Source organism: Micromonospora terminaliae (genome assembly GCF_009671205.1).
Lineage (GTDB): Bacteria > Actinomycetota > Actinomycetes > Mycobacteriales > Micromonosporaceae > Micromonospora > Micromonospora terminaliae.
This window is the reverse complement of sequence record NZ_CP045309.1, coordinates 2,266,174-2,284,487: the sequence shown is the minus strand read 5'-3', so window position 1 is coordinate 2,284,487 and position 18,314 is coordinate 2,266,174. Positions and strand designations below refer to the sequence as shown.

Here is an 18,314-nt window from a genome sequence, read left to right as displayed (position 1 = left end):
TACGTCACCCACGTCCGGAGACATGTCACGCTACCGGCGTGCTGTCGGGTCGACGGAACGGGCTTCTTCACGGGTCGCTGGCGCGTCACGGCCGAGGCGGGCCCGGGCTCGGGCCATACGAACGGCGGCGGTCAAGGTCGTGACGTCGTAGGCGCCGTAGTGGCGGCGGCCGTTGATGAAGAACGTCGGGGTCCCGGACACTCCGCTGTCGTCGGCCGAGTCGATGTCGCTTTCGATGCGGCCGGCGTGGGCGTGACGTTTCAGGTCGTCGTGGAAGCGTTCCTGATCCAGGCCGAGGTCGCCGGCGTACCTGATCAGATCGGTGAGGTTCAGCTTGTCCTGGTGGTCGAGCAGCAGATCGTGCATCTGCCAGAACTTGCCCTGAGCGGCCGCCGCTTCGGCGGCCTCGGCTGCCAGCCGGGCTTGCGGGTGCACGTCCGGCAGGGGCAGGTGACGCCACACGAAACGCAGGTCGGCGTGGCCCAGCAACTCCCGGACGGCCGGCTCGGCCTTCCCGCAGTACGGGCACTGGAAGTCGCCGTACTGCACGAGCGTGACCGACGCATCGGCTGGGCCGCGGACGTGGTCCCGCTTCTCGTCGACGTCCGGGACGAGGTCGGTCAGCTCAGTCATGTCGCCGAAGAGCGCCCGGGTCCGCCTGTCCCTGGGCAACCTGTTGGTGAGGCGGAACGCGGCCCAGGTCAGCGCCGAGGAGACGATCGCGGCGCTGAGCACCCCGACCTTGGCCTCGGCCAGTTGGTCACCGGTGAAGGCCAGGCTGGCGATCAGCAGCGACACCGTGAAGCTGACACCGGCGATCGTGCCGCTGCCGAGCACGCCCGCCCAGCCCACGGCGGGACGGATGCGGCCCTGTGAGATCCAGGTCAGCCCGGCCGAGGTGCCGATCACGGCGAGCGGCTTGCCGACGACGTACCCGAGCAGCACGCCCCAGGTGACCGGCGACGCGAACGCCTGGGCCAGGAACGGCCCGTCGATGCCGATGCCGGCGTTGGCCAGGCCGAACAGCGGCACGATGACGTAGCTGGACCAGGGGTGGTAGATGCGCTGAAGGCGGTCGTTGGGCGACAGGGTGTTCGCGAGGCCGATCGAAGCCGTACGCGCGAGCTTGGGCGTCGGCTGCTCACGGAACGACCGGAACAGCCCGCTGACCTGCTCGAGCTCGGCGCGGCCGGGAGAGTAGGCGAACGCGGCCAGCCCGATGGCCAGGCCGGCCACCACCGGGTCGACTCCGCTGACCAACAGCGCGCCCCACATCACGATGGCGGCCGGCACGTACGCCGCACCACGTCGGACGCCTGCCGCGCGGACGGCCAGCATGACCGCGAACGCCGCTACGGCCACCACGATGGGCGTCGTCTTGATGTCGTCGCTGTAGACCAGGGCGATGACGACGAGTGCGATCACGTCGTCGACCACGAACACGGTGAGCAGGAAGATTCGGACCCGGTCAGGCACGCCGCGGCCGAGCAGTGCCAGCAGGCCCAGCGCGAGGGCGGTGTCGGTCGACATGGCCACGCCCCAGCCATGGGCGCCCGGCCCGCCGTGGTTGATCACCAGGAAGATCAGCACCGGGATCAGCATGCCGATCACGCCGGCCACGGCGGGCAGCACGAAACGGCGCCGGTCGCGTAGGTCGCCGAGGTCGAACTCGCGCCGCGTCTCAAGGCCGACGACCAGGAAGAACAGCGTCATCAGGCCGCTGTTGATCCAGGTGTGCAGGTCGCGAGAGAGCTCGAGGTGTCCCAGGCGTAGCGACAGTTGGGTACGCCAGAGGGCCTCGTACGAGCCGGGGTCGATGTTGGCCCAGAGCAGTGCGGCGACGATGGCGGCCACGAGCACGCCGGCGCTGCCGGACTCGGTCCGCAGAAAGGCTCGCAGCGGTGCCGCTGGATTCCGCTTCCAGATCGTTCGGCCGCTCATCCTGGTTCCGGTCACACGTCACCTTCCGGCGCGCTGGCCCTGTCAGCAGGGACAGCCGGATCACGTGCCGCAAGGCGGCAGCCGACCGCTCGGTTCAGTACTGATCGCGCTGCCCCGGCTGCGGCCGCGTGCTGCTCGGCCTGATCGCCGAGCAGCGCCCGGCCTGACGTCAGCGCGGCCCGACGAACTCGGTCCGCACGCTCCACGCGAACTGGATCAGCAGGGTCACCGGGGACTTCTCGGCGATGTCGTGCATCACCTTCAAGTCGTCCGGGTCAGGCTCTTCGCTGAGCGTGATGGTGCGCTGCAGGTACCGCTCTGCGCCCTCCTGCTCGGGTTCGTGGTAGTCGATCTCGACGGTGATGTCACCGGCGGTGTCGTACTTGTAGTCGACGTACTGCCGCAGTGTCTGAGCCGTGCACGACGCGAGCGCCATCAACAGGTACTCCGTCGGTGTGGGGCCGTCGCCGACCGCGCCGTTGTGCGGTTCATCGGCGACGAACGTGAAGCCGCGGGTGGTCATGTCCGTGCGCCGGCGCTCGGTTGCCGGCAGGACAGCCCGAGCGGATGCGACGACACGATCCTGGTCGGTTTTCATCAGCCGCGCCTTCCTGTAGATCCTGGTAGTGAGGGTCCAGCGACGCGGATCAGCAGCAGCCCGAGGCGCCGTGTGGGCGGAAGCTCTGGCCGGGCGTGTCACCCCCGCGACCGGGTACCTCCGCAGGCTAGCCTCCGATGGACTATATCGTCCAATTGATCGCTCAGACCACGGCCGTCAGACAGCCTGGAACAAGGAGCATTTCTGCTGGGCTCGATCAACGGCATACCCGAAACTGGACTTGCGGGTCCGCTCTTCGCTAGGATCTGTCGTCGTGCACGAACCGGGGTGGCACACAGGGGCTGGATCAGCGGGTCGGCTCGCCGGACGGCTGCGTGAGGTACGACTTGATGTGTTCCAGCGCCATGTCCAGCGCAACTTCCATGGGTGCGACGTTGTGTGCGGCGTTCGCCAGCAGGTAGCCGCCCTGCAGAGCTGCCATCAACCCCGTGGCCAGCTTCTCCGGGTCGGCGTCCTGGCGCAGGGCGCCGCTGTCCCGCATCCGGTGCAGACCATCACTGATCAGCTTTTCCCACGCCGCGAACGTCTCCAGCAGCATCGATCGAGCCTGCTCATCTTGATCGGACAGCTCGACCGCCATCGACCCGAGGCCGCACCCGTATCTGCCGTTGTTCAGCGAGTTGGCCTTGACCAACGCGTTGCGCCACCGGACCAGCCCGGAGAACGATCTCAGTCGCTCGAGCCCTCCGCGCTCGCGCTGAAGCACGAGCGCGCCTCGATATCTGACCAGGGCTCGCACGAGCTCCTGCTTGTCGGCGAAGTGGTGGTAGAGCTGTGACTTGCTGGTCTGGCTTGCCTCGCGGACGTCGTCAAGGGTCGTCGCGTTCACTCCGCGCACGAACATGAGCCGGTTCGCCGCCTCGAGGATCCGCTCCCGCGTGGCGAGGCCCCGTTGACTGATCCTCCGCCGATTCGTCGGCGCAGCAGCCACCTGCTCGTCGCTCATCGCTCAAGTGTATCCAGCGCCGCCAGCTGAGCCCCTGGGAAAATGGAACCTTGGAGTCCATCCGGCGCGGGCGGCATCCACGGCCTGGTGAATGACGAGTGCGCCCGCGGCCCGCTTGCCTAACCGGGACGCCACGTTCGGGAGATCATCGACGGCGAGTCTTTCGGGACTATTCGGTCCTCGCCCCGCCGCCACCGCTCCGGCCGGCGCGGCATCCGCTCGTGCTGTCACGCACACCTCGGCCCTCGGGTCGGCGCGCGGACGGGGGTCCGCGCGCCGGAGGTGTCAGGCCGTCGCCCGCTTCGGCAGCTTCCACCCGGGGCGGGGAAAGTGGCAGGTGTAGCCGTCGGGGTAGGTCTGCAGGTAGTTCTGGTGCTCGGGCTCAGCCTCCCAGAAGTCGCCTGCCGGGGTGACCTCGGTGACGACCTTGCCGGGCCACAGGCCCGAGGCGTCGACGTCGGCGATGGTGTCCTCGGCGACCCGCTTCTGCTCGTCGCTGGTGTAGAAGATCGCCGAGCGGTAGCTGGTGCCGATGTCGTTGCCCTGGCGGTTCTTCGTCGAGGGGTCGTGGATCTGGAAGAAGAACTCGAGCAGCGCGCGGAAGTCGGTCTTCTCGGTGTCGTAGACGACCTCGATGGACTCCGCGTGGGTTCCGTGGTTGCGGTAGGTGGCGTTCGGGACGTCGCCGCCGCTGTAGCCGACGCGCGTGGAAACGACGCCGGGCTGACGCCGGAACAGCTCCTCCATCCCCCAGAAGCAGCCGCCGGCGAGGATCGCCTTCTCGGTGGTCACGTCGTCTCCCCTACTCGTCATCGGGTGAAGCGCACTCGGTGCGCCGATTGTACTCTCGCCGGCCCCACGCCGCGTGGACCAGAAGGTCCAGGTAAAGTGTCCGGAAGCGGTGGGAGCGGAACCGTCACAGCGGCCATACTACCTGGGAAAGATGGCTCCCACCGTAGTACCCGCTTGTCCTCAGACTGGACTTGACGGACCAGTTTCGCCGGGGCTAGGTTCGGGGCCTCCGGCTGGAAAGCCACCAACCGCGTTCGTCGTGAGCGACCCGCGCCCATCGAATGTCCGTGGCGGGCCGGCGCTGTCCAGACCGGCCCACCGCGTCCCGTAACCCATGGCATCCGATGCCGAAACGGGCCTTCCCTGCCTGAAACGTCCGCATCAGAAGACAAATGACCGAGGAGACAGTTCCCATGAAGGCGATCGTGGTGACGGACCAGGCTGCCGGGATGGCCGGGATGAGGCTGGTGGAGCGGCCCGAGCCGGAACCGGCCCTGAACGACGTCGTTGTTCGGGTTCATGCGTCGGGTTTCACTCCGGGTGAGCTGACCTGGCCCTCCACCTGGACCGATCGACGTGGCCGGGACCGGACGCCGTCGATCCCGGGACACGAGCTGGCCGGAGTGGTCAGCGCTCTCGGGTACGGCACGACGGGACTGTCTGTGGGACAGCGGGTGTTCGGCCTCACGGACTGGAACCGCGACGGCACCCTGGCGGAGTACGCCGCCGTCGAGGCGCGCAACCTCGCGCCGCTGCCCGGCGACGTCGACTTCACGGTGGGCGCGAGCCTGCCGATCTCAGGCCTGACCGGGTGGCAGGGACTGTTCGTGCACGGCCGCCTCCAGGCGGGGCAGAGCGTCCTCGTACATGGTGCGGCCGGTGGAGTCGGCTCGATCGTGACCCAGCTCGCCAGAGAGGCCGGTGCCCACGTCGTCGCCACCGGACGTTCCGCAGACCGCCAGACCGCGCTGGACTTCGGCGCGCAGGAGTTCGTCGACCTCGACAACGAGACCCTGGAAGACGTCGGCGGCGTCGATCTGGTTTTCGACGTGATCGGCGGCGAGATCCAGAAGCGTTCCGCGGGTCTGGTCCGAGCCGGAGGAACGCTGGTGACCATTGCCGGCCCGCCCGAAGCGCGGCCGGCCGAGGGCCGGACGGTTGATTTCGTGGTCGAGGCCGATCGCGGGCAACTGCGCGAGGTCGTCCAGCGGATCAGGGATGGTCGGCTGCGGACGAACATCGGGACCGTCGCGGCCCTCGACGACGCCGTTGCCGCCCTCAACCCGACCGAGCGGGCCAAGGGAAAGACCATCATCCGCGTTCGCTCGTGAGGACTCCGGAGCGAGAGGTGCGTCGACGGCCTTCGCCTCCCGTCGACGACATCCGACTGGCCGATCACGACTACCGCCACGACCCGGGAGTGATCCGATGACCATCAGCGACGGCGCACCCGCCAGGACCGGCGCTGCCGAGCCGACCCGCTCCGCCTCTGCACACTTCGCCGAGGCCGGACACCCCGACGAGGGCGGCACCCTCAACGAGGACGAGACCGTGCTCATCGACGAGGTGGGTGGCGAGTCCCACGCCCCCGCGCTCGACCTCAGGGTTGTCAACGACGAGAAACTCGGCACCTACGAGGCCATCGTCGGGGACCGAGAGGTGGCCGGGCTGGCCTACAACGTCGCCGGCGACGACCGGCTCGTGCTGCTGGCCACCTCGGTGATCCCCGAGTTCCGCAAGCAGGGCATCGCCACGGCGCTGATCCGGCGCGTCCTGGACGACGTGCGTGTGCACGGCAAGACGGTCACCATCACGTGCCCGGTCGTGCGCACCTTCATCGCGCACAATCCCGGCTACGCCGACCTCGTCGACCGCGAGCACCCGGGAGCAACCCAGGGGCACATCCACCTGCCCTGATGCCGGCGACCTGGGTGGACCGCACCTACGGGCGCGACCGAAGGCCTGTGGCGCAAGAAGATCATCGGGTCCCGTCCGTGTGGGCGCGCGGATGGACGAGGGCCCTTACTGAGAGAGGTAGTCGGATGAAAGCCATCGTGGTGACGGACCGGGCCGCGGGAACGGCGGGGATGAGGCTCGTGGAGCGGCCCCAGCCGGACACGGCGAGGCTCGCCAGCCTTGAGGGCGCGAACTACGGCGATGTCCTCGTTGCCGTACATGCGTCGGGATTCACCGGGAACGAGCTGGAGTGGCCCTCGACCTGGATCGATCGCCTGGGCCGGGACCGGACGCCGTCGATTCCCGGCCACGAGGTGGCCGGGGTGGTCACCGCTTTCAGCTACGGAACCACGGGGTTGTCCGTGGGACAGCGGGTGTTCGGCCTGACGGACTGGACTCGCGACGGCACGTTGGCGGAGTACGTCGTCGTCGAGGCGCGCAACCTCGCGCCGCTGCCGGGCGACGTCGACTTCACGGTGGGCGCTGGCGTCGCGATGGCGGGCCTGACCGCGTGGCAGGGGCTGTTCGATCACGGCCGCCTCCGGGAGGGGCAGACCATCCTGGTGCACGGCGCGGCCGGCGCAGTCGGTTCGATGGCGGCGCAGCTCGCCCGTGAGGCCGGCGCCTACGTCATCGGCACCGGACGTGCGGGCGCCCGGCAGGCGGCGGTCGACTTCGGTGCGCACGAGTTCGTCGACCTCGACAACGACGCCCTGGAGGACGTCGGCGCAGTCGATCTGGTCTTCGATGTCATCGGCGGCGACATCCAGGAGCGGTCCGCGGGTCTGGTTCGACCCGGAGGAACGCTGGTGACCGTCACCGGGCCGCCGCAGGCGAGGCCCACGGATGGCCTGGCGATCGATTTCGTCGTGGTGTCCGACCGCGCCCAGCTGGGTGAGGTCGCCCAGCGGGTCCGGGACGGCCGGGTGCGGACGAACATCGGCAGCGTGGCGGCCCTCGATGACGCCGTGGCCGCCCTCAACCCGACCGGGCGGACCAAGGGGAAGACGGTCATCCGCGTTCGTCCGTGAGGACCCGGGGCCAGCAATCGGGCCCGCCCGGATCAACATCAGCCACCTGGGCCTCCAAGACTCCGGGGCCGGTTCACCACAAGGAAAAGGCACGTATCGATGCAGCACATGGCACCAGTGATCGAACAGGCTCGCCGGGGCGGGACGCTCCGGCTGGCATTCTTGTCCGCGGTGGTCTCCCTGGTGGCCACGTTTGCCGCGTCGGCCGCGCCGATCCCCCTGTTCAACGTCTACCGGGCTGAGGAAGGGTTCACCAACGCCGGCATCTCGATGGCCGTCGTCACCACCGCTGTCGGCACGATCGCCGCACTGTTGGTGCTGGGGCGACTGTCCAGTCATCTGGGCCGGCGGCCCACCGCGATCGCCAGCCTCGGCCTGCTCCTGCTGGGCTGTCTGCTGCTGCTGAACGTGCACGCCATCGGCACCCTGCTGGCCGGTCGGCTACTGATGGGGGTCGGTTCCGGCCTGGCCAGCACCAGCCTCACGTCCTACATCGTCGACGCCGCACCCAGCAGGCCGGAGTGGTTGGCTGCCGTCGCCTCCAGCCAGGGACCCATGCTCGGCCTCACCCTCGGTGCCATCGCCTCCGGCGCCCTGGTCCAATTCGGTCCCTGGCCACGCGACCTCGTCTACCTGGTCTGCGCCGGTCTCCTCGTACTGTCCGCCGCACTCGTCCTCATCAGCCCGGAAACCGCGAAGCCGACGCCGGGCGCGTGGCGATCACTGCTACCGCAGGTCCGCGTGCCGGGCCGGGTCAGGCATCTGCTCCCCGTCGCGGCAGCGGTGTTCCTGGCCACCTGGGCGACCGGAGCCTTCTACCAGGCGTTCGTGCCCGCGCTGGTCGACGATCGGCTCCACACCCACAGCCCGCTCGTCCTCGGACTGGTGTTCGCCGCCTACATGGCCCCCAGCGTTCTCGGCGCTCCCCTCGGCGGCCGTTTCACCTCCGCGGCGGCCCAGCGCATCGGCATGATGGTCTTCCTGGCCGGGTGGATCGGCATCATCACCGCGATCACCATCGGGACGCTGGCGGTGTTCATCGCCGCGACCATCGTCGCCGGCGCCGGTCAGGGCATCGCCATCAGCGCCGCCACCCGCGGCCTGCTGCACGGCAGCACACTGGCCGATCGGGCACCGATCTTCAGCGTCATCTACGTCCTCTGCTACAGCGGCGCCGCCTTCCCCAGCCTCATCTCCGGGGAACTTTCGAACACCTTCGCGCTGTCGCAGATCGTCGTCGGATACGGCGCACTTGCCCTCGTCGCCGCCCTGCTCACCGTCCTTGCCGCACGCAACCCGCACGTCGGCACAGTCAGGAACAGCCAGCATGGTGAGTTCGAAGTCCAGAGTCAGACTGTTTGATCACGTGCGTAACGACATGTGGACGGGTGAGTCGATGAGCAGTGAAGGACAGGCACAGGTGGCCGAGGAACTGGTCGACAGCGTGGCTCATGGCCGCTTTGAGCTCTTCCGCGGCGGCGAGCTGGTCGGCTGGCTCTACTACACCCACCTCAGGCCCAATCGGTACGCCCTCCGGCACACGGAAGTCGAGCCGGGTCATCAACACCAGGGCGTGGCGGGCGCGATGGTGGGGCGGGTACTCGACGAGATCCGCTCCCGCGAGGGCACCGTCACCGCAATCTGCCCCTTCGTGGTCGACTACCTCTCGCGAACGACCGTCTATGCCGATCTGATCGACGCCCGGCACCCCGGCTACTCCGATCGTGCTGCCGCCGAGTCGGCGCTCAGAAAAGCCGTGGCTGCGACCACGGACGGCGCGCCGGAGACCCGCGAGTCGTAGGAGCCGGGCACTGTCGCTGTCGGGCGTGCACAGCCCGGAACTTATCGATGGCGGGCGGCGCGCAGCGAGTCGGCAGCTGTCAGGAGAGCGGCACCGAGGAGCACGGTGTCCTTCAACACGAACTGCCCCAGCAGGGAGAGGCTCAGGATCCCCTGCTTTTCCTGCCGAACCTCCGGGGTCGTGGCCAGGAAGCTGAGCGTGGTGAGGAACATCCCGACCGCTCCGAAGCTACCGAGTGCCGACGCTCTGGGCGCCAGCGGCTTCGCGGCGATCAGAGAACCCACGGTGAGCTCCGTGATCCCGATGAGCCGGTTGAGCTTCTGGGCGCCCAGCTTCTCGCGGAACCGCGAGAACAGCGGACTCGAGGTGACCAGGGGCTCGTCATTCTCGACCTCGTACTGCTTGAACTTGAGGGCGCCGATCCACAGGATGTTCGTCGCCAGGGCGGAGCGCAGGACCGAGTGGCCTACGGAGGCGAGGCCATCGGCCGAGGCGTGTCGTGTGCCCATCGCTCGCTCCTCGTCGCGGTGTCAAGGGTCGGCGTGCTGGGGACCATTACCCGCTCGGGCTCGCGACACGCACCGAGGGCGGGCGCTCGTCACCACGCTGCCGTCCCATCGACGGTGCGGAGGGCCAGCGCAGCGCGCTTGGGGAACCGAAGGGGCAAGGGTTACGGAAGTCCCACGGGCGAGCTGCCGAACCGCCAGATAATGCGGGAGTCAGCCTGCAGTTACTCCCCAGGGACGGCGGCGGCGCTGACCACATGCGGCCGGGAGGAGGCAGCAGTTCGCATGAGCACGATGCACGCCGTGAGAGCTCACACCAGAGGCGGGCCGGAGCAGCTCGTGTACGAGGAGGCTCCCAGGCCTGAGCCGGGGCCCGGTGAGGTGCTGGTGGCCGTGAAGGCTGCTTCCATGACACCCACCGAGCTCACCTGGCCCCAGACGTGGACGCACAGCTCCGACGGGTCAGGGCCGGAGCGCACGCCGATCATCCCGTCGCACGAGTTCTCCGGAGTCGTCGCCACGTGCGGGACGGGGGTGGAGAGCCCCGCCGAGGGAGAGGCCGTCTACGGGTTGATCCCGTTCACCAGCGATGGCGCGGCCGCCGAGTACGTCGCCCTGCCCGCGGCCGTCCTGGCCGCCAAGCCCGCCAGCGTCGACCACGACCACGCCGCAGCGCTCCCACTGGCCGCGTTGAGTGCGTGGCAGGCCCTGGTGGACCACGCCGACCTGCAGGCCGGTCAGCACGTGCTGGTGCAGGGCGGCGCCGGCGGCGTGGGGATCTACGTGGTGCAGCTCGCGGCTGGTCTGGGTGCTCGCGTCAGCGCCACGGCTGCGGCCGCCGACCGGGAATTCGTCGAAGGTCTGGGTGCCGAGCAGGTCATCGACTACGCCCACGACCGCTTCGAGGATCACGTCCGCGACGTGGACGTGGTCGTCGATCTCGTCGGAGGAGCCACGCAGTCGCGGTCCTGGTCGGTCCTGAAACCGGGCGGTGTGCTGGTCACCCTCGTCACCCCACCGGATGAGCAGGAAGCGGCCCGGCACGGCGTCCGCGGGGTGTACTTCATCGTCGAGCCCGACCAGAACGCACTGCGTTCCATCGCCGAGCTCGTCGACAACGGCCGGTTGAGGCCCGTGCTGGACCGGGTGCTGCCCCTCACCGAGACGCGTTCCGGCTACGAGGCGCTCGAGACGGCCAAACGCCGCGGCAAGGTCGTCATCCACGTCGCCGACTAGTCACTGCCGCCGGTGCCCGTACCCCTCTGCCTGATTCTCACCCCACAGGTACGTTTCCAGCCGCCCTGACCGGGTAACACCGGCCATGCCTGGACTGTCACTGGTGACGGTCGGCGCCAGCCTGGTGCCGGCCGATCCGGCGCAGCTGCTGCCGGCCCGCGAGCAGATGGCCTTCACCCTCGGCTTCCACATCATCCTGGTGCCGTTCGGGGTGGCCTTCACCTTCCTGATGCTCATCGCGAACGCCCGGGGCATCCGTCGCAACGACGAGACGGCGCTGCTGCTGGCCCGGCGCTGGTCGCAGGTGGCGGCGGTGCTGTTCGCCGTCGGCGCGGTGTCCGGGACGGTGCTGTCGTTCGAGCTCGGGCTGCTGTGGCCGCGGCTGATGGGCACCTACGGCGCGGCGTTCGGCATCCCGTTCGCGATCGAGGGTCTGTTCTTCTTCCTGGAGGCGATCTTCGTCGCGATCTACGTCTTCGGGTGGCAGCGGATGCGACCATGGCCGCATTTCTGGACCGGTGTGCCGGTGGTGCTCTCCGGGATCGGCGGCACGCTGTCGGTGGTCGCGGCGAACGCGTGGATGAACCAGCCGGGCGGATTCACCATGCGGGACGGCGAGATCGTGGAGGTCCGCCCGCTGGAGGTGATCTTCAACGGGGCCTTCGGGTTCGAGGCCGTCCACATGCTGCTGGCCGCGTACATGGTCGCCGGGTTCGTCGTCGCCGGCGTGTACGCCGCCGGGATGCTGCGCGGTCGCCGCGACCGGTACCACCGGCTCGGCCTGGCGATACCGCTGACCGTCGCGGCGCTGGTCACCCCGCTGCAGATCTTCGTCGGCGACATCGCCGCGCGCGAGGTCTACCGGAACGAACCGGCGAAGTTCGCCGCGATCGAGGCCGTCCCGACCACGGGCACCCACGTGCCGGAGGTGCTGGGCGGCTACTACGCGAACGGGAAGGTGCACGGCGGCATCGAGATTCCCTCGGGGGCGTCGCTGTTGTCCGGCTACTCGCCGTCCACCCGAATCCAGGGGCTGGACGCCATCCCCGCCGAGGTGCGACCACCGGACCGCCTGGTCGCGATCGTCCACCTGAGCTTCGACACCATGGTCGGCATCGGCACGGCACTGCTGGGCCTCTCCGCCTGGTACGCCCTGGCCTGGTGGCGTCGCCGTGACCTGCCGCGCAGCAGATGGTTCCTGCGGGCGACGACGGTCAGTGGTGTGCTCGCGGTGGTGGCGCTGGAGGCGGGGTGGGTGGTCACCGAGGTCGGCCGGCAGCCGTGGACGGTCACCGGTCACCTCCTCACCCGGGACGCGGTCACCACGTCCGGCAACCTGTGGCTGTTCTTCGCCGCCACCCTCGCGCTGTACGTCGCGGTCGGCGCCACCACCGTGTACGTCCTGCGGCTGCTGCGCCGCCGTTGGCGCGACCAGGGCGGGGCGGCCGAGACGGACGTGCCGTACGGCCCGGCCCGGGGCCCGGAGGCCACGCCGGCGGCGGGGCAGCCATGAGCACGTTCGCCGCCGTCGTGTTGTTCATCGGGGTCACCGCCTACGCCGTGCTCGGGGGCGCCGACTATGGCGCCGGGTTCTGGGATCTCACCGCCGGTGGTGCCCGACGTGGGCGCGAATCGAGGCACCTGATCGATCAGACGTTGGCGCCGGTGTGGGAGGCCAACCACGTGTGGCTGATCTTCTGCCTGGTGATGCTCTGGACCGGCTTCCCCTCCGCGTTCGCCGCCATCACGACCACGCTCTACATTCCGCTGGGCCTCGCCGCCCTGGGCATCGTGGTCCGCGGCAGCGGCTTCGCGTTCCGGAAGGTGGTGGTGAGGACCGACCAGCAGCGGGCGACCGGGGCGGCGTTCGCCACCTCGTCGGTGATCACGCCGTTCTTCCTCGGCACGGTCGCCGGTGGGATCGCCTCCGGGCGGGTGCCCGCCGGCGGGCACGGCGATCCCGTGACGAGCTGGGTCAACCCCACGTCGCTGCTCGGCGGAGTGCTCGCGGTCGGGGTGTGCGCGTTCGTCGCCGCGGTGTTCCTCACCGCCGAAGCCCGTACGCGCGCCGACGCCCGCCTGGAGGTCTGGTTCCGCCGTCGGGCCCGGGCCAGCGCCGTGGTGACTGGCGCGGTGGCGCTGGCGGGGATCGCCATCCTGCACGCCGACGCCGGGCGTCTGTTCGACGGGCTGACCGGGCGCGGCCTGCCGTTGGTGCTGATCTCCGCGGCATGCGGGCTGGCCAGCCTCGCGCTGCTGCATCGGGCGGCGCCGCGGTTACTGCAGGCGCTCGCCGTCGGCGCGGCCGGCACGGTGGTGGTCGGCTGGGGCGTCGCGCAGTACCCGTACCTGCTGGGCACCCAGCTACGCATCGACGAGGCCGCAGCACCCGACGCGACCCTGGCGTCGCTCAGCGTCGTCGCCGCCGCGGCGCTCCTGCTCGTCGTTCCGGCCATGGCGCTGCTGTTCGTCCTGCACCAGCGCGGTCATCTGGACACCACCTGATCCAGTTCACGCCGGCGGCAGGAACCTCTCAGCCGTGTAGACGACGGCCGAGTCGGTCCTGAACATCGTGTACATCGCCACCTACTTCGGCGTGCCCAGCAATTCGGTCTTGACACCACGGCGGATCAGCAACAAGGTCGGCGGCCACGCGGCGAAGAAGCCGATGATCAACCCGACCTGGATGATGAACCAGAAAACGGGACTACCAGGCCGCAGGGTCTCGTGGAAGACGCGAAGATGCATCAGCGCCAGCCAACCCAATAGGGCGAGCTCGAAGACGGACACCGTCAGCAGGTCGCCGCGGAGGAATTTCCGCACGGCGGCCCACGCTCGCCGACCGCCGGTGTGCTCCTCGGTGGAGTAGCGAAATGCGATACCGATGGCCACTGCGCCTAGATAGTCGCCGACGACTTCAGGCCACAGTGTGCTGCCGAAGATCTCGAGGCCTATGCCGTAGATGATGGGCGTAGCAATGATGACACCCAGAGTGCAGTGCGTCGCGCAATGATAAGTTTGGATTGTCGTGGGAGCATGGCGCGACGTCCTGGGCGGCTTGCCGTGCCGGTCGAGCCACCGGCGAGACTGGGGTCTCCCCCATTTTCGGTAGGTCAGGACGGCTGCCGGGCCGAGGTAGAGGGCGGTTGCCGGCCAGACTATCTCCATGATCTTGGCTGGCTGACGATAGCCAAGGACAAATTGATCAACAGCGACAACGGCGGTGCTGGCCAGCACCACGAGGAGCGAGGCCCACGCGAGCATCACGAGCCACGTCGGTTGCACAACCACCTCCGTTTCGCTGCACGGCGCTCAACGCAATGTCGGTGGCGGCGGGCCCGACGAACTCCGCCGACCCGGCGAAGAAGGTGACCAAAGATGCCGCCCCAGACATGAGAGCACATCGGGCGGAGAGGCATGCGGCATCGCGCACCCCCTCTGGTTCCGGCGGCTGTCAAGGCCACCGGAATTCCCACACGGCGTGGCCCCTGTCGTTCACTGCTCGGTGACAGCCGTCGGACGGCGCACTCTGTTGCCCAGCGCCGAGCGTCAGGGCCGGTCGGCCACGCCGACCATGTCGATCAGGCCCGCGAGCAGGGCCACCCGCGGGACCACCGAGTCGAGGTCCAGCCACTCCCCCGGGCTGTGATCGGCGCCGCCGATCGGGCCGAGCCCGTCCAGCACCGCCGCCCCGGCCTCCGCCAGCAGGTTCGCGTCGGCGCAGCCGCCGGTGGCGGTGTGCGACACGGGCACGCCGATTCCGGCGCCGACCTTCGCGGCCAGCTCGATGAGCCGGCGCCCGGCCGGACCGGGTTCCCAGGGCGGGGTGGGGGCGTGCACAGCCAGTTCGGCGCGGACGCCGGAGACCGACGGCGCGGCCACCAGCCGGCGGATCTCGGCGAGTGCGGCCTCGTACTCGCCGGTGTGCCACGCGCGCAGGTCGACGAGCATCCGGGCCCGGTCGGCCACCACGTTGGGCCGGCCGCCGGCCTCCAGCACCCCGACGTTCACCGTCACCCCGGGCCAGCGGCCGTTGAGCTGGTCCAGCGCCACGGTGAGCCGGGCGGCGGCCAGCAGGGCGTTCGCGCCGCGTTCGGGCTCGATGCCGGCGTGCGCGGCCCGCCCGCGCAGGGTCACCTCCAGGTCGGCAACCCCCTTGCGCGCCGACACCAGGTCGCCGTTGTCGCGGGCGCACTCCAGGCAGAGCGCCACGTCGGCCTCGGCCCCGAGGGTACGCAGCAGCGGCCGGCTGCCCGGCGAACCGATCTCCTCGTCCGGGGTGCAGACCAGCACGATTTCCCCGTACCCGTCGAGGTTCAGCGCGGTGAGCACCTCGACGGCGGCGAGGCCGGCGAGCAGGCCGCCCTTGTCGTCGCTGACCCCGGGCCCGTACGCCCGGCCGTCGTGGACCCGCAACGGCCGGGCGGTGGCCGTGCCGGCCGGGAAGACCGTGTCGAGGTGCCCGGCGAGCAGGATGCGGCGGGTGCCGGTGCCGCGGCGGCGGGCGATGAGCACGTCGCCGAGCGGCGTTCCGGCCGGGTCGGCGACCGGCTCCCGCTCGACGGCCAGCCCGGCGGCCAGGCACCAGGTCTGCACCAGGTCGGCGGCGGCCCGCAGACCGTCGACGTGCCCGGAGCCGGTGTCGACGGCGACCAGTCGGGCGAGCCGGTCGTGGTAGGTGGCCAGCCGGTCGCCGGCGGCCGCGATCAGTGGGTCCATCAGAGCACCTTGTCGAGGAAGGCGCGGGTGCGGTCGTGGCGCGGGCTGCCGAGCACCTCGGCCGGCGTGCCGGCCTCGACGACCACGCCCGCGTCGAGGAAGGCGACCTGGTCGGCGACCTCGCGGGCGAAGCCCATCTCGTGGGTGACCACGACCATGGTCATGCCGTCGGCGGCGAGGCCCTTCATGACGTCCAGCACCTCGCCGACCAGTTCCGGGTCGAGCGCGGAGGTGGGTTCGTCGAAGAGCATCAGTTTCGGGCGCATGGCCAGGGCCCGGGCGATGGCGACGCGCTGCTGCTGGCCGCCGGAGAGCTGGCTCGGGTAGTTGCCGGCGCGCTCGGTGAGCCCGACCCGGTCGAGCAGCCGCATGGCCTGCTCCCGGGCCTTGTCGCGGGGGGTGCCGAGGACGCGGACGGGCGCCTCGATGACGTTGCCGAGCGCGGTGAGGTGGGGAAAGAGGTTGAACCGCTGGAAGACCATGCCGATGTCCCGGCGGCGCACGGCCACCTCGCGGGCCTTGAGCTCGTGGAGCTTGTCGCCCTGGCGGCGGTAGCCGACGAGGTCGCCGTCGACCCAGAGCTGGCCGCCGTCGATGCGCTCCAGGTGGTTGATGCAGCGCAGGAAGGTGGACTTGCCGGAGCCGGAGGGGCCGAGCAGGCAGGCCACCTCGCCGGGCCGGACGGTCAGGTCGACGCCCTTGAGCACCTCGACGGTGCCGAACCGCTTGGTGACGCCCTCGGCACGCACCATCGGAGTCATCGCACGCCTCCTCGGGCGAAGCCGCGGCCGAAGCGCCGCTCGATCAGCCACTGGCCGGCCGAGAGGAGGCTGACCAGGGCGAGGTACCAGATCGCCGCCACCACGAGCAGCGGGATCACCTTGTAGTTGTTCTGGTAGACGGTCTGCACGGCGGTCATGAGGTCGCGTCCGGCGATGATCGACACCAGGGCCGTGGACTTCAGCATGGTGATGGTCTCGTTGCCCATCGGCGGGATGATGACCCGCATGGCCTGGGGCAGCACCACGCGGCGCAGGGTCAGCGTGGGGCTCATGCCGAGCGCGGCGGCGGCCTCGGTCTGCCCGCCGTCCACGGCGAGGATGCCGCCGCGGATCACCTCCGCGGCGTAGGCCATCTCGTTGAGGGACAGGGCGAGCACGGCGGCGACGGTGCCGGTGACCACCACGCTGGTGGGGCGGTCGAACAGGACGGTGCCGGTGAGCGGCACGGTCAGGGTGATGCGGGGGAACAGCGCGCCGAGGAAGCCGAAGAAGATGATCTGCACGAGCAGCGGGGTGCCCCGGAAGATCCAGATGAAGGTCCAGGAGACGCCGCGCAGCACCGGGTTCTCCGACAGCCGCATCACGGCGAGCAGGATCCCGCCGGCGGTGCCGAGGAGCATGGCCAGCAGGGTCAGCCAGAGCGTGGTGACGACGCCGTCGAGGACGTAGTCCTTGAACAGGTAATGGGCGATGGTGCCGGGTTCGAGGTTGGGGCTGCTCAGCAGCGCCCGGAGGAACAGGGCGGTCAGTCCGAACACGATCAGCGCGGTCAGCCAGCGCCCGTAGTGGCGGACGGGGACGACTCGCACCGCCGGGGTGTCGGTGGTCATTCTGCGGTGCCTCCTGCGGAGGAAGGTGGCGGCGGTCGCCGGGCGCCTCTCCGGGCCCGCCCTCACGGAAGTGGAGGGCGCCCGACGACCGCGGATCAGGGGTGGTGGTCCGCCGGGGTCAGTCGATGGCCTTGTCGACGGTGGCCTGCTTGACGGCGATGGGGGTCTGCTTCCACCGGGCGAGGATCTTGTCGTAGGTGCCGTCGTCGATCAGCGACTGCACGGCGGCCCGGTACGCCTCGGCGAGTTCCTTGTTGGCCTTGAGGAAGCCGAAGCCGTTCGGGCTGGCCAGCCAGCCGTTGGGCGCGGCCGGGTCGTCGACCAGTTCGGCCTTGCCGGTGAGCGACGCGGCGGTGTCGACCAGGTTGACCTTGGTGGCGGCGACCGCGTCGACGTTGCCGGCGATCAGCGCCTGCACCGCCTGCGGGTTCTCCGGGTACTCCTTGACCTCGACGGCCTTGCCGGTGCAGCTCTCCTTGGCGTACGCGGTCAGGTTCTTCGCCTGGTTGCTGGCCTTCTGCACGGCGACCTTGCGCCCGCACAGGTCGGCGACGGTCCTGACGCCGAGGGGGTTGCCGGTGGCGACCAGGAAGCCGGTGCCGGAGGCCGAGTAGTCGACGAAGGTGGCGACCTGCTGGCGCTCCTTCTTGTCGGTGATGCCGCCGGCGATGGCGTCGTACTTGCCGGCCTGGAGGCCGGGGACCAGGCCGTCGAAGGGCTGCTGGGAGAAGGTCGCGGTCAGCCCGAGCCGGGCCGAGGCGGCCTGGAACAGGTCGTAGTCCAGGCCCTTGAACTCGTCGGTCTTCCCCTCGACCTTGAAGTCGATGAACGGCTGGTAGGGGGCGTTGGTGGCGACGGTGATGCCGCCCCGCCCGCGCACGTCGGCGGGCACCTTCTTCGCGAGGTCGTTGTCGGTGGCGACCGCGCCCACGCCCTCGATGCTGACGGAGACGGGCTTGATCTTCTCGGCGGCGGAATCGGCGGCGGAGGTGGAGCCGCCACAGGCGGCGGTGGCGGCGAGCAGCGCCGCGGTCGCGCCGAGCAGGGCGAACTGGCGGATGCGCATGGGGGTGTCCTTCCGGGGGCCAGGTGTCAACCAGCCCCCGGACTGTAACTGACGTTACGGTCTCGGCGAGATTACAATTTTCTGTAACG

Annotated in this window: 18 protein-coding genes; 8 read left to right on the top strand and 10 right to left on the bottom strand. The window is 69.8% G+C overall.

Annotated elements, in window-relative coordinates; all coding sequences use genetic code 11:
- Positions 1-30: 30 nt before the first annotated feature.
- The 4 genes from nhaA to msrA form a co-directional block, all read right to left on the bottom strand.
- Positions 31-1,941, bottom strand: a complete 1,911-nt coding sequence (gene nhaA, locus GCE86_RS10000) for a Na+/H+ antiporter NhaA (protein WP_154226687.1) — start codon at positions 1,939-1,941, stop codon at positions 31-33.
- 169 nt (positions 1,942-2,110) lie between these two features.
- The gene (locus GCE86_RS09995) at positions 2,111-2,539 is read right to left on the bottom strand and encodes an OsmC family protein (RefSeq protein WP_154226686.1); all 429 of its coding nucleotides are present in this window, start codon (positions 2,537-2,539) and stop codon (positions 2,111-2,113) included.
- Positions 2,540-2,846: 307 nt separating this feature from the next.
- Positions 2,847-3,506, bottom strand: a complete 660-nt coding sequence (locus tag GCE86_RS09990) for a TetR/AcrR family transcriptional regulator (protein ID WP_154226685.1) — start codon at positions 3,504-3,506, stop codon at positions 2,847-2,849.
- Positions 3,507-3,791: 285 nt separating this feature from the next.
- A complete protein-coding gene (gene msrA, locus GCE86_RS09985) occupies positions 3,792-4,319 on the bottom strand; it encodes a peptide-methionine (S)-S-oxide reductase MsrA (RefSeq protein ID WP_154226684.1) in 528 nt (175 codons plus the stop codon).
- A gap of 392 nt (positions 4,320-4,711) precedes the next feature.
- On the opposite strand from msrA, the gene GCE86_RS09980 reads away from it, so the two are divergent.
- The 5 genes from GCE86_RS09980 (at position 4,712) to GCE86_RS09960 (ending at position 9,086) form a co-directional block, all read left to right on the top strand.
- Positions 4,712-5,629, top strand: a complete 918-nt coding sequence (locus GCE86_RS09980; RefSeq protein WP_154226683.1) for an NADP-dependent oxidoreductase — start codon at positions 4,712-4,714, stop codon at positions 5,627-5,629.
- Positions 5,630-5,726: 97 nt separating this feature from the next.
- Positions 5,727-6,215, top strand: a complete 489-nt coding sequence (locus GCE86_RS09975; protein WP_163636753.1) for a GNAT family N-acetyltransferase — start codon at positions 5,727-5,729, stop codon at positions 6,213-6,215.
- Positions 6,216-6,340: 125 nt separating this feature from the next.
- Complete coding sequence (locus tag GCE86_RS09970) at positions 6,341-7,285, top strand: NADP-dependent oxidoreductase (protein WP_154226681.1); 945 nt, start codon at positions 6,341-6,343, stop codon at positions 7,283-7,285.
- A 108-nt stretch (positions 7,286-7,393) separates the two neighbouring features.
- Positions 7,394-8,647 carry an MFS transporter gene (locus tag GCE86_RS09965; RefSeq protein WP_204342156.1) on the top strand — a complete coding sequence of 418 codons (1,254 nt, stop codon included), beginning with the start codon at positions 7,394-7,396 and terminating at the stop codon, positions 8,645-8,647.
- Between the two features lie 4 nt (positions 8,648-8,651).
- Positions 8,652-9,086, top strand: coding sequence for a GNAT family N-acetyltransferase (locus GCE86_RS09960; RefSeq protein WP_163636755.1), 435 nt, complete (start codon positions 8,652-8,654; stop codon positions 9,084-9,086).
- Between the two features lie 41 nt (positions 9,087-9,127).
- On the opposite strand, the gene GCE86_RS09955 is transcribed toward GCE86_RS09960, so the two are convergent.
- Positions 9,128-9,595: a YkgB family protein gene (locus GCE86_RS09955; protein WP_154226678.1), complete on the bottom strand. Its 468-nt coding sequence runs from the start codon at positions 9,593-9,595 to the stop codon at positions 9,128-9,130.
- 378 nt (positions 9,596-9,973) lie between these two features.
- Here GCE86_RS09955 and GCE86_RS09950 point away from each other — a divergent pair, with 378 nt between their 5' ends.
- The 3 genes from GCE86_RS09950 to GCE86_RS09940 all read left to right on the top strand — a co-directional run bounded on the left by GCE86_RS09950 (position 9,974) and on the right by GCE86_RS09940 (position 13,333).
- Positions 9,974-10,828 carry an NADP-dependent oxidoreductase gene (locus GCE86_RS09950; protein WP_204342157.1) on the top strand — a complete coding sequence of 285 codons (855 nt, stop codon included), beginning with the start codon at positions 9,974-9,976 and terminating at the stop codon, positions 10,826-10,828.
- An 85-nt stretch (positions 10,829-10,913) separates the two neighbouring features.
- Positions 10,914-12,341: a cytochrome ubiquinol oxidase subunit I gene (locus GCE86_RS09945; protein WP_154226677.1), complete on the top strand. Its 1,428-nt coding sequence runs from the start codon at positions 10,914-10,916 to the stop codon at positions 12,339-12,341.
- Positions 12,338-13,333, top strand: coding sequence for a cytochrome d ubiquinol oxidase subunit II (locus tag GCE86_RS09940; RefSeq protein ID WP_154226676.1), 996 nt, complete (start codon positions 12,338-12,340; stop codon positions 13,331-13,333). Before GCE86_RS09945 ends, GCE86_RS09940 begins: the two co-directional genes overlap by 4 nt.
- 81 nt (positions 13,334-13,414) lie before the next feature.
- On the opposite strand, the gene GCE86_RS09935 is transcribed toward GCE86_RS09940, so the two are convergent.
- The 5 genes from GCE86_RS09935 to GCE86_RS09915 all read right to left on the bottom strand — a co-directional run bounded on the left by GCE86_RS09935 (position 13,415) and on the right by GCE86_RS09915 (position 18,225).
- Positions 13,415-14,113 (bottom strand): DUF4396 domain-containing protein, encoded by a 699-nt coding sequence (locus GCE86_RS09935; RefSeq protein ID WP_154226675.1) that lies wholly within the window; start codon positions 14,111-14,113, stop codon positions 13,415-13,417.
- Between the two features lie 264 nt (positions 14,114-14,377).
- Positions 14,378-15,547 carry a M20/M25/M40 family metallo-hydrolase gene (locus GCE86_RS09930; protein WP_154226674.1) on the bottom strand — a complete coding sequence of 390 codons (1,170 nt, stop codon included), beginning with the start codon at positions 15,545-15,547 and terminating at the stop codon, positions 14,378-14,380.
- Positions 15,547-16,308 carry an amino acid ABC transporter ATP-binding protein gene (locus tag GCE86_RS09925; protein ID WP_275587136.1) on the bottom strand — a complete coding sequence of 254 codons (762 nt, stop codon included), beginning with the start codon at positions 16,306-16,308 and terminating at the stop codon, positions 15,547-15,549. Before GCE86_RS09925 ends, GCE86_RS09930 begins: the two co-directional genes overlap by 1 nt.
- Entirely contained in the window at positions 16,305-17,159 is an 855-nt protein-coding gene (locus GCE86_RS09920; RefSeq protein ID WP_154226673.1) for an amino acid ABC transporter permease, read from the bottom strand. Before GCE86_RS09920 ends, GCE86_RS09925 begins: the two co-directional genes overlap by 4 nt.
- A 118-nt stretch (positions 17,160-17,277) precedes the next feature.
- Positions 17,278-18,225, bottom strand: coding sequence for a transporter substrate-binding domain-containing protein (locus GCE86_RS09915; protein WP_154226672.1), 948 nt, complete (start codon positions 18,223-18,225; stop codon positions 17,278-17,280).
- Between the last annotated feature and the right edge of the window lie 89 nt (positions 18,226-18,314).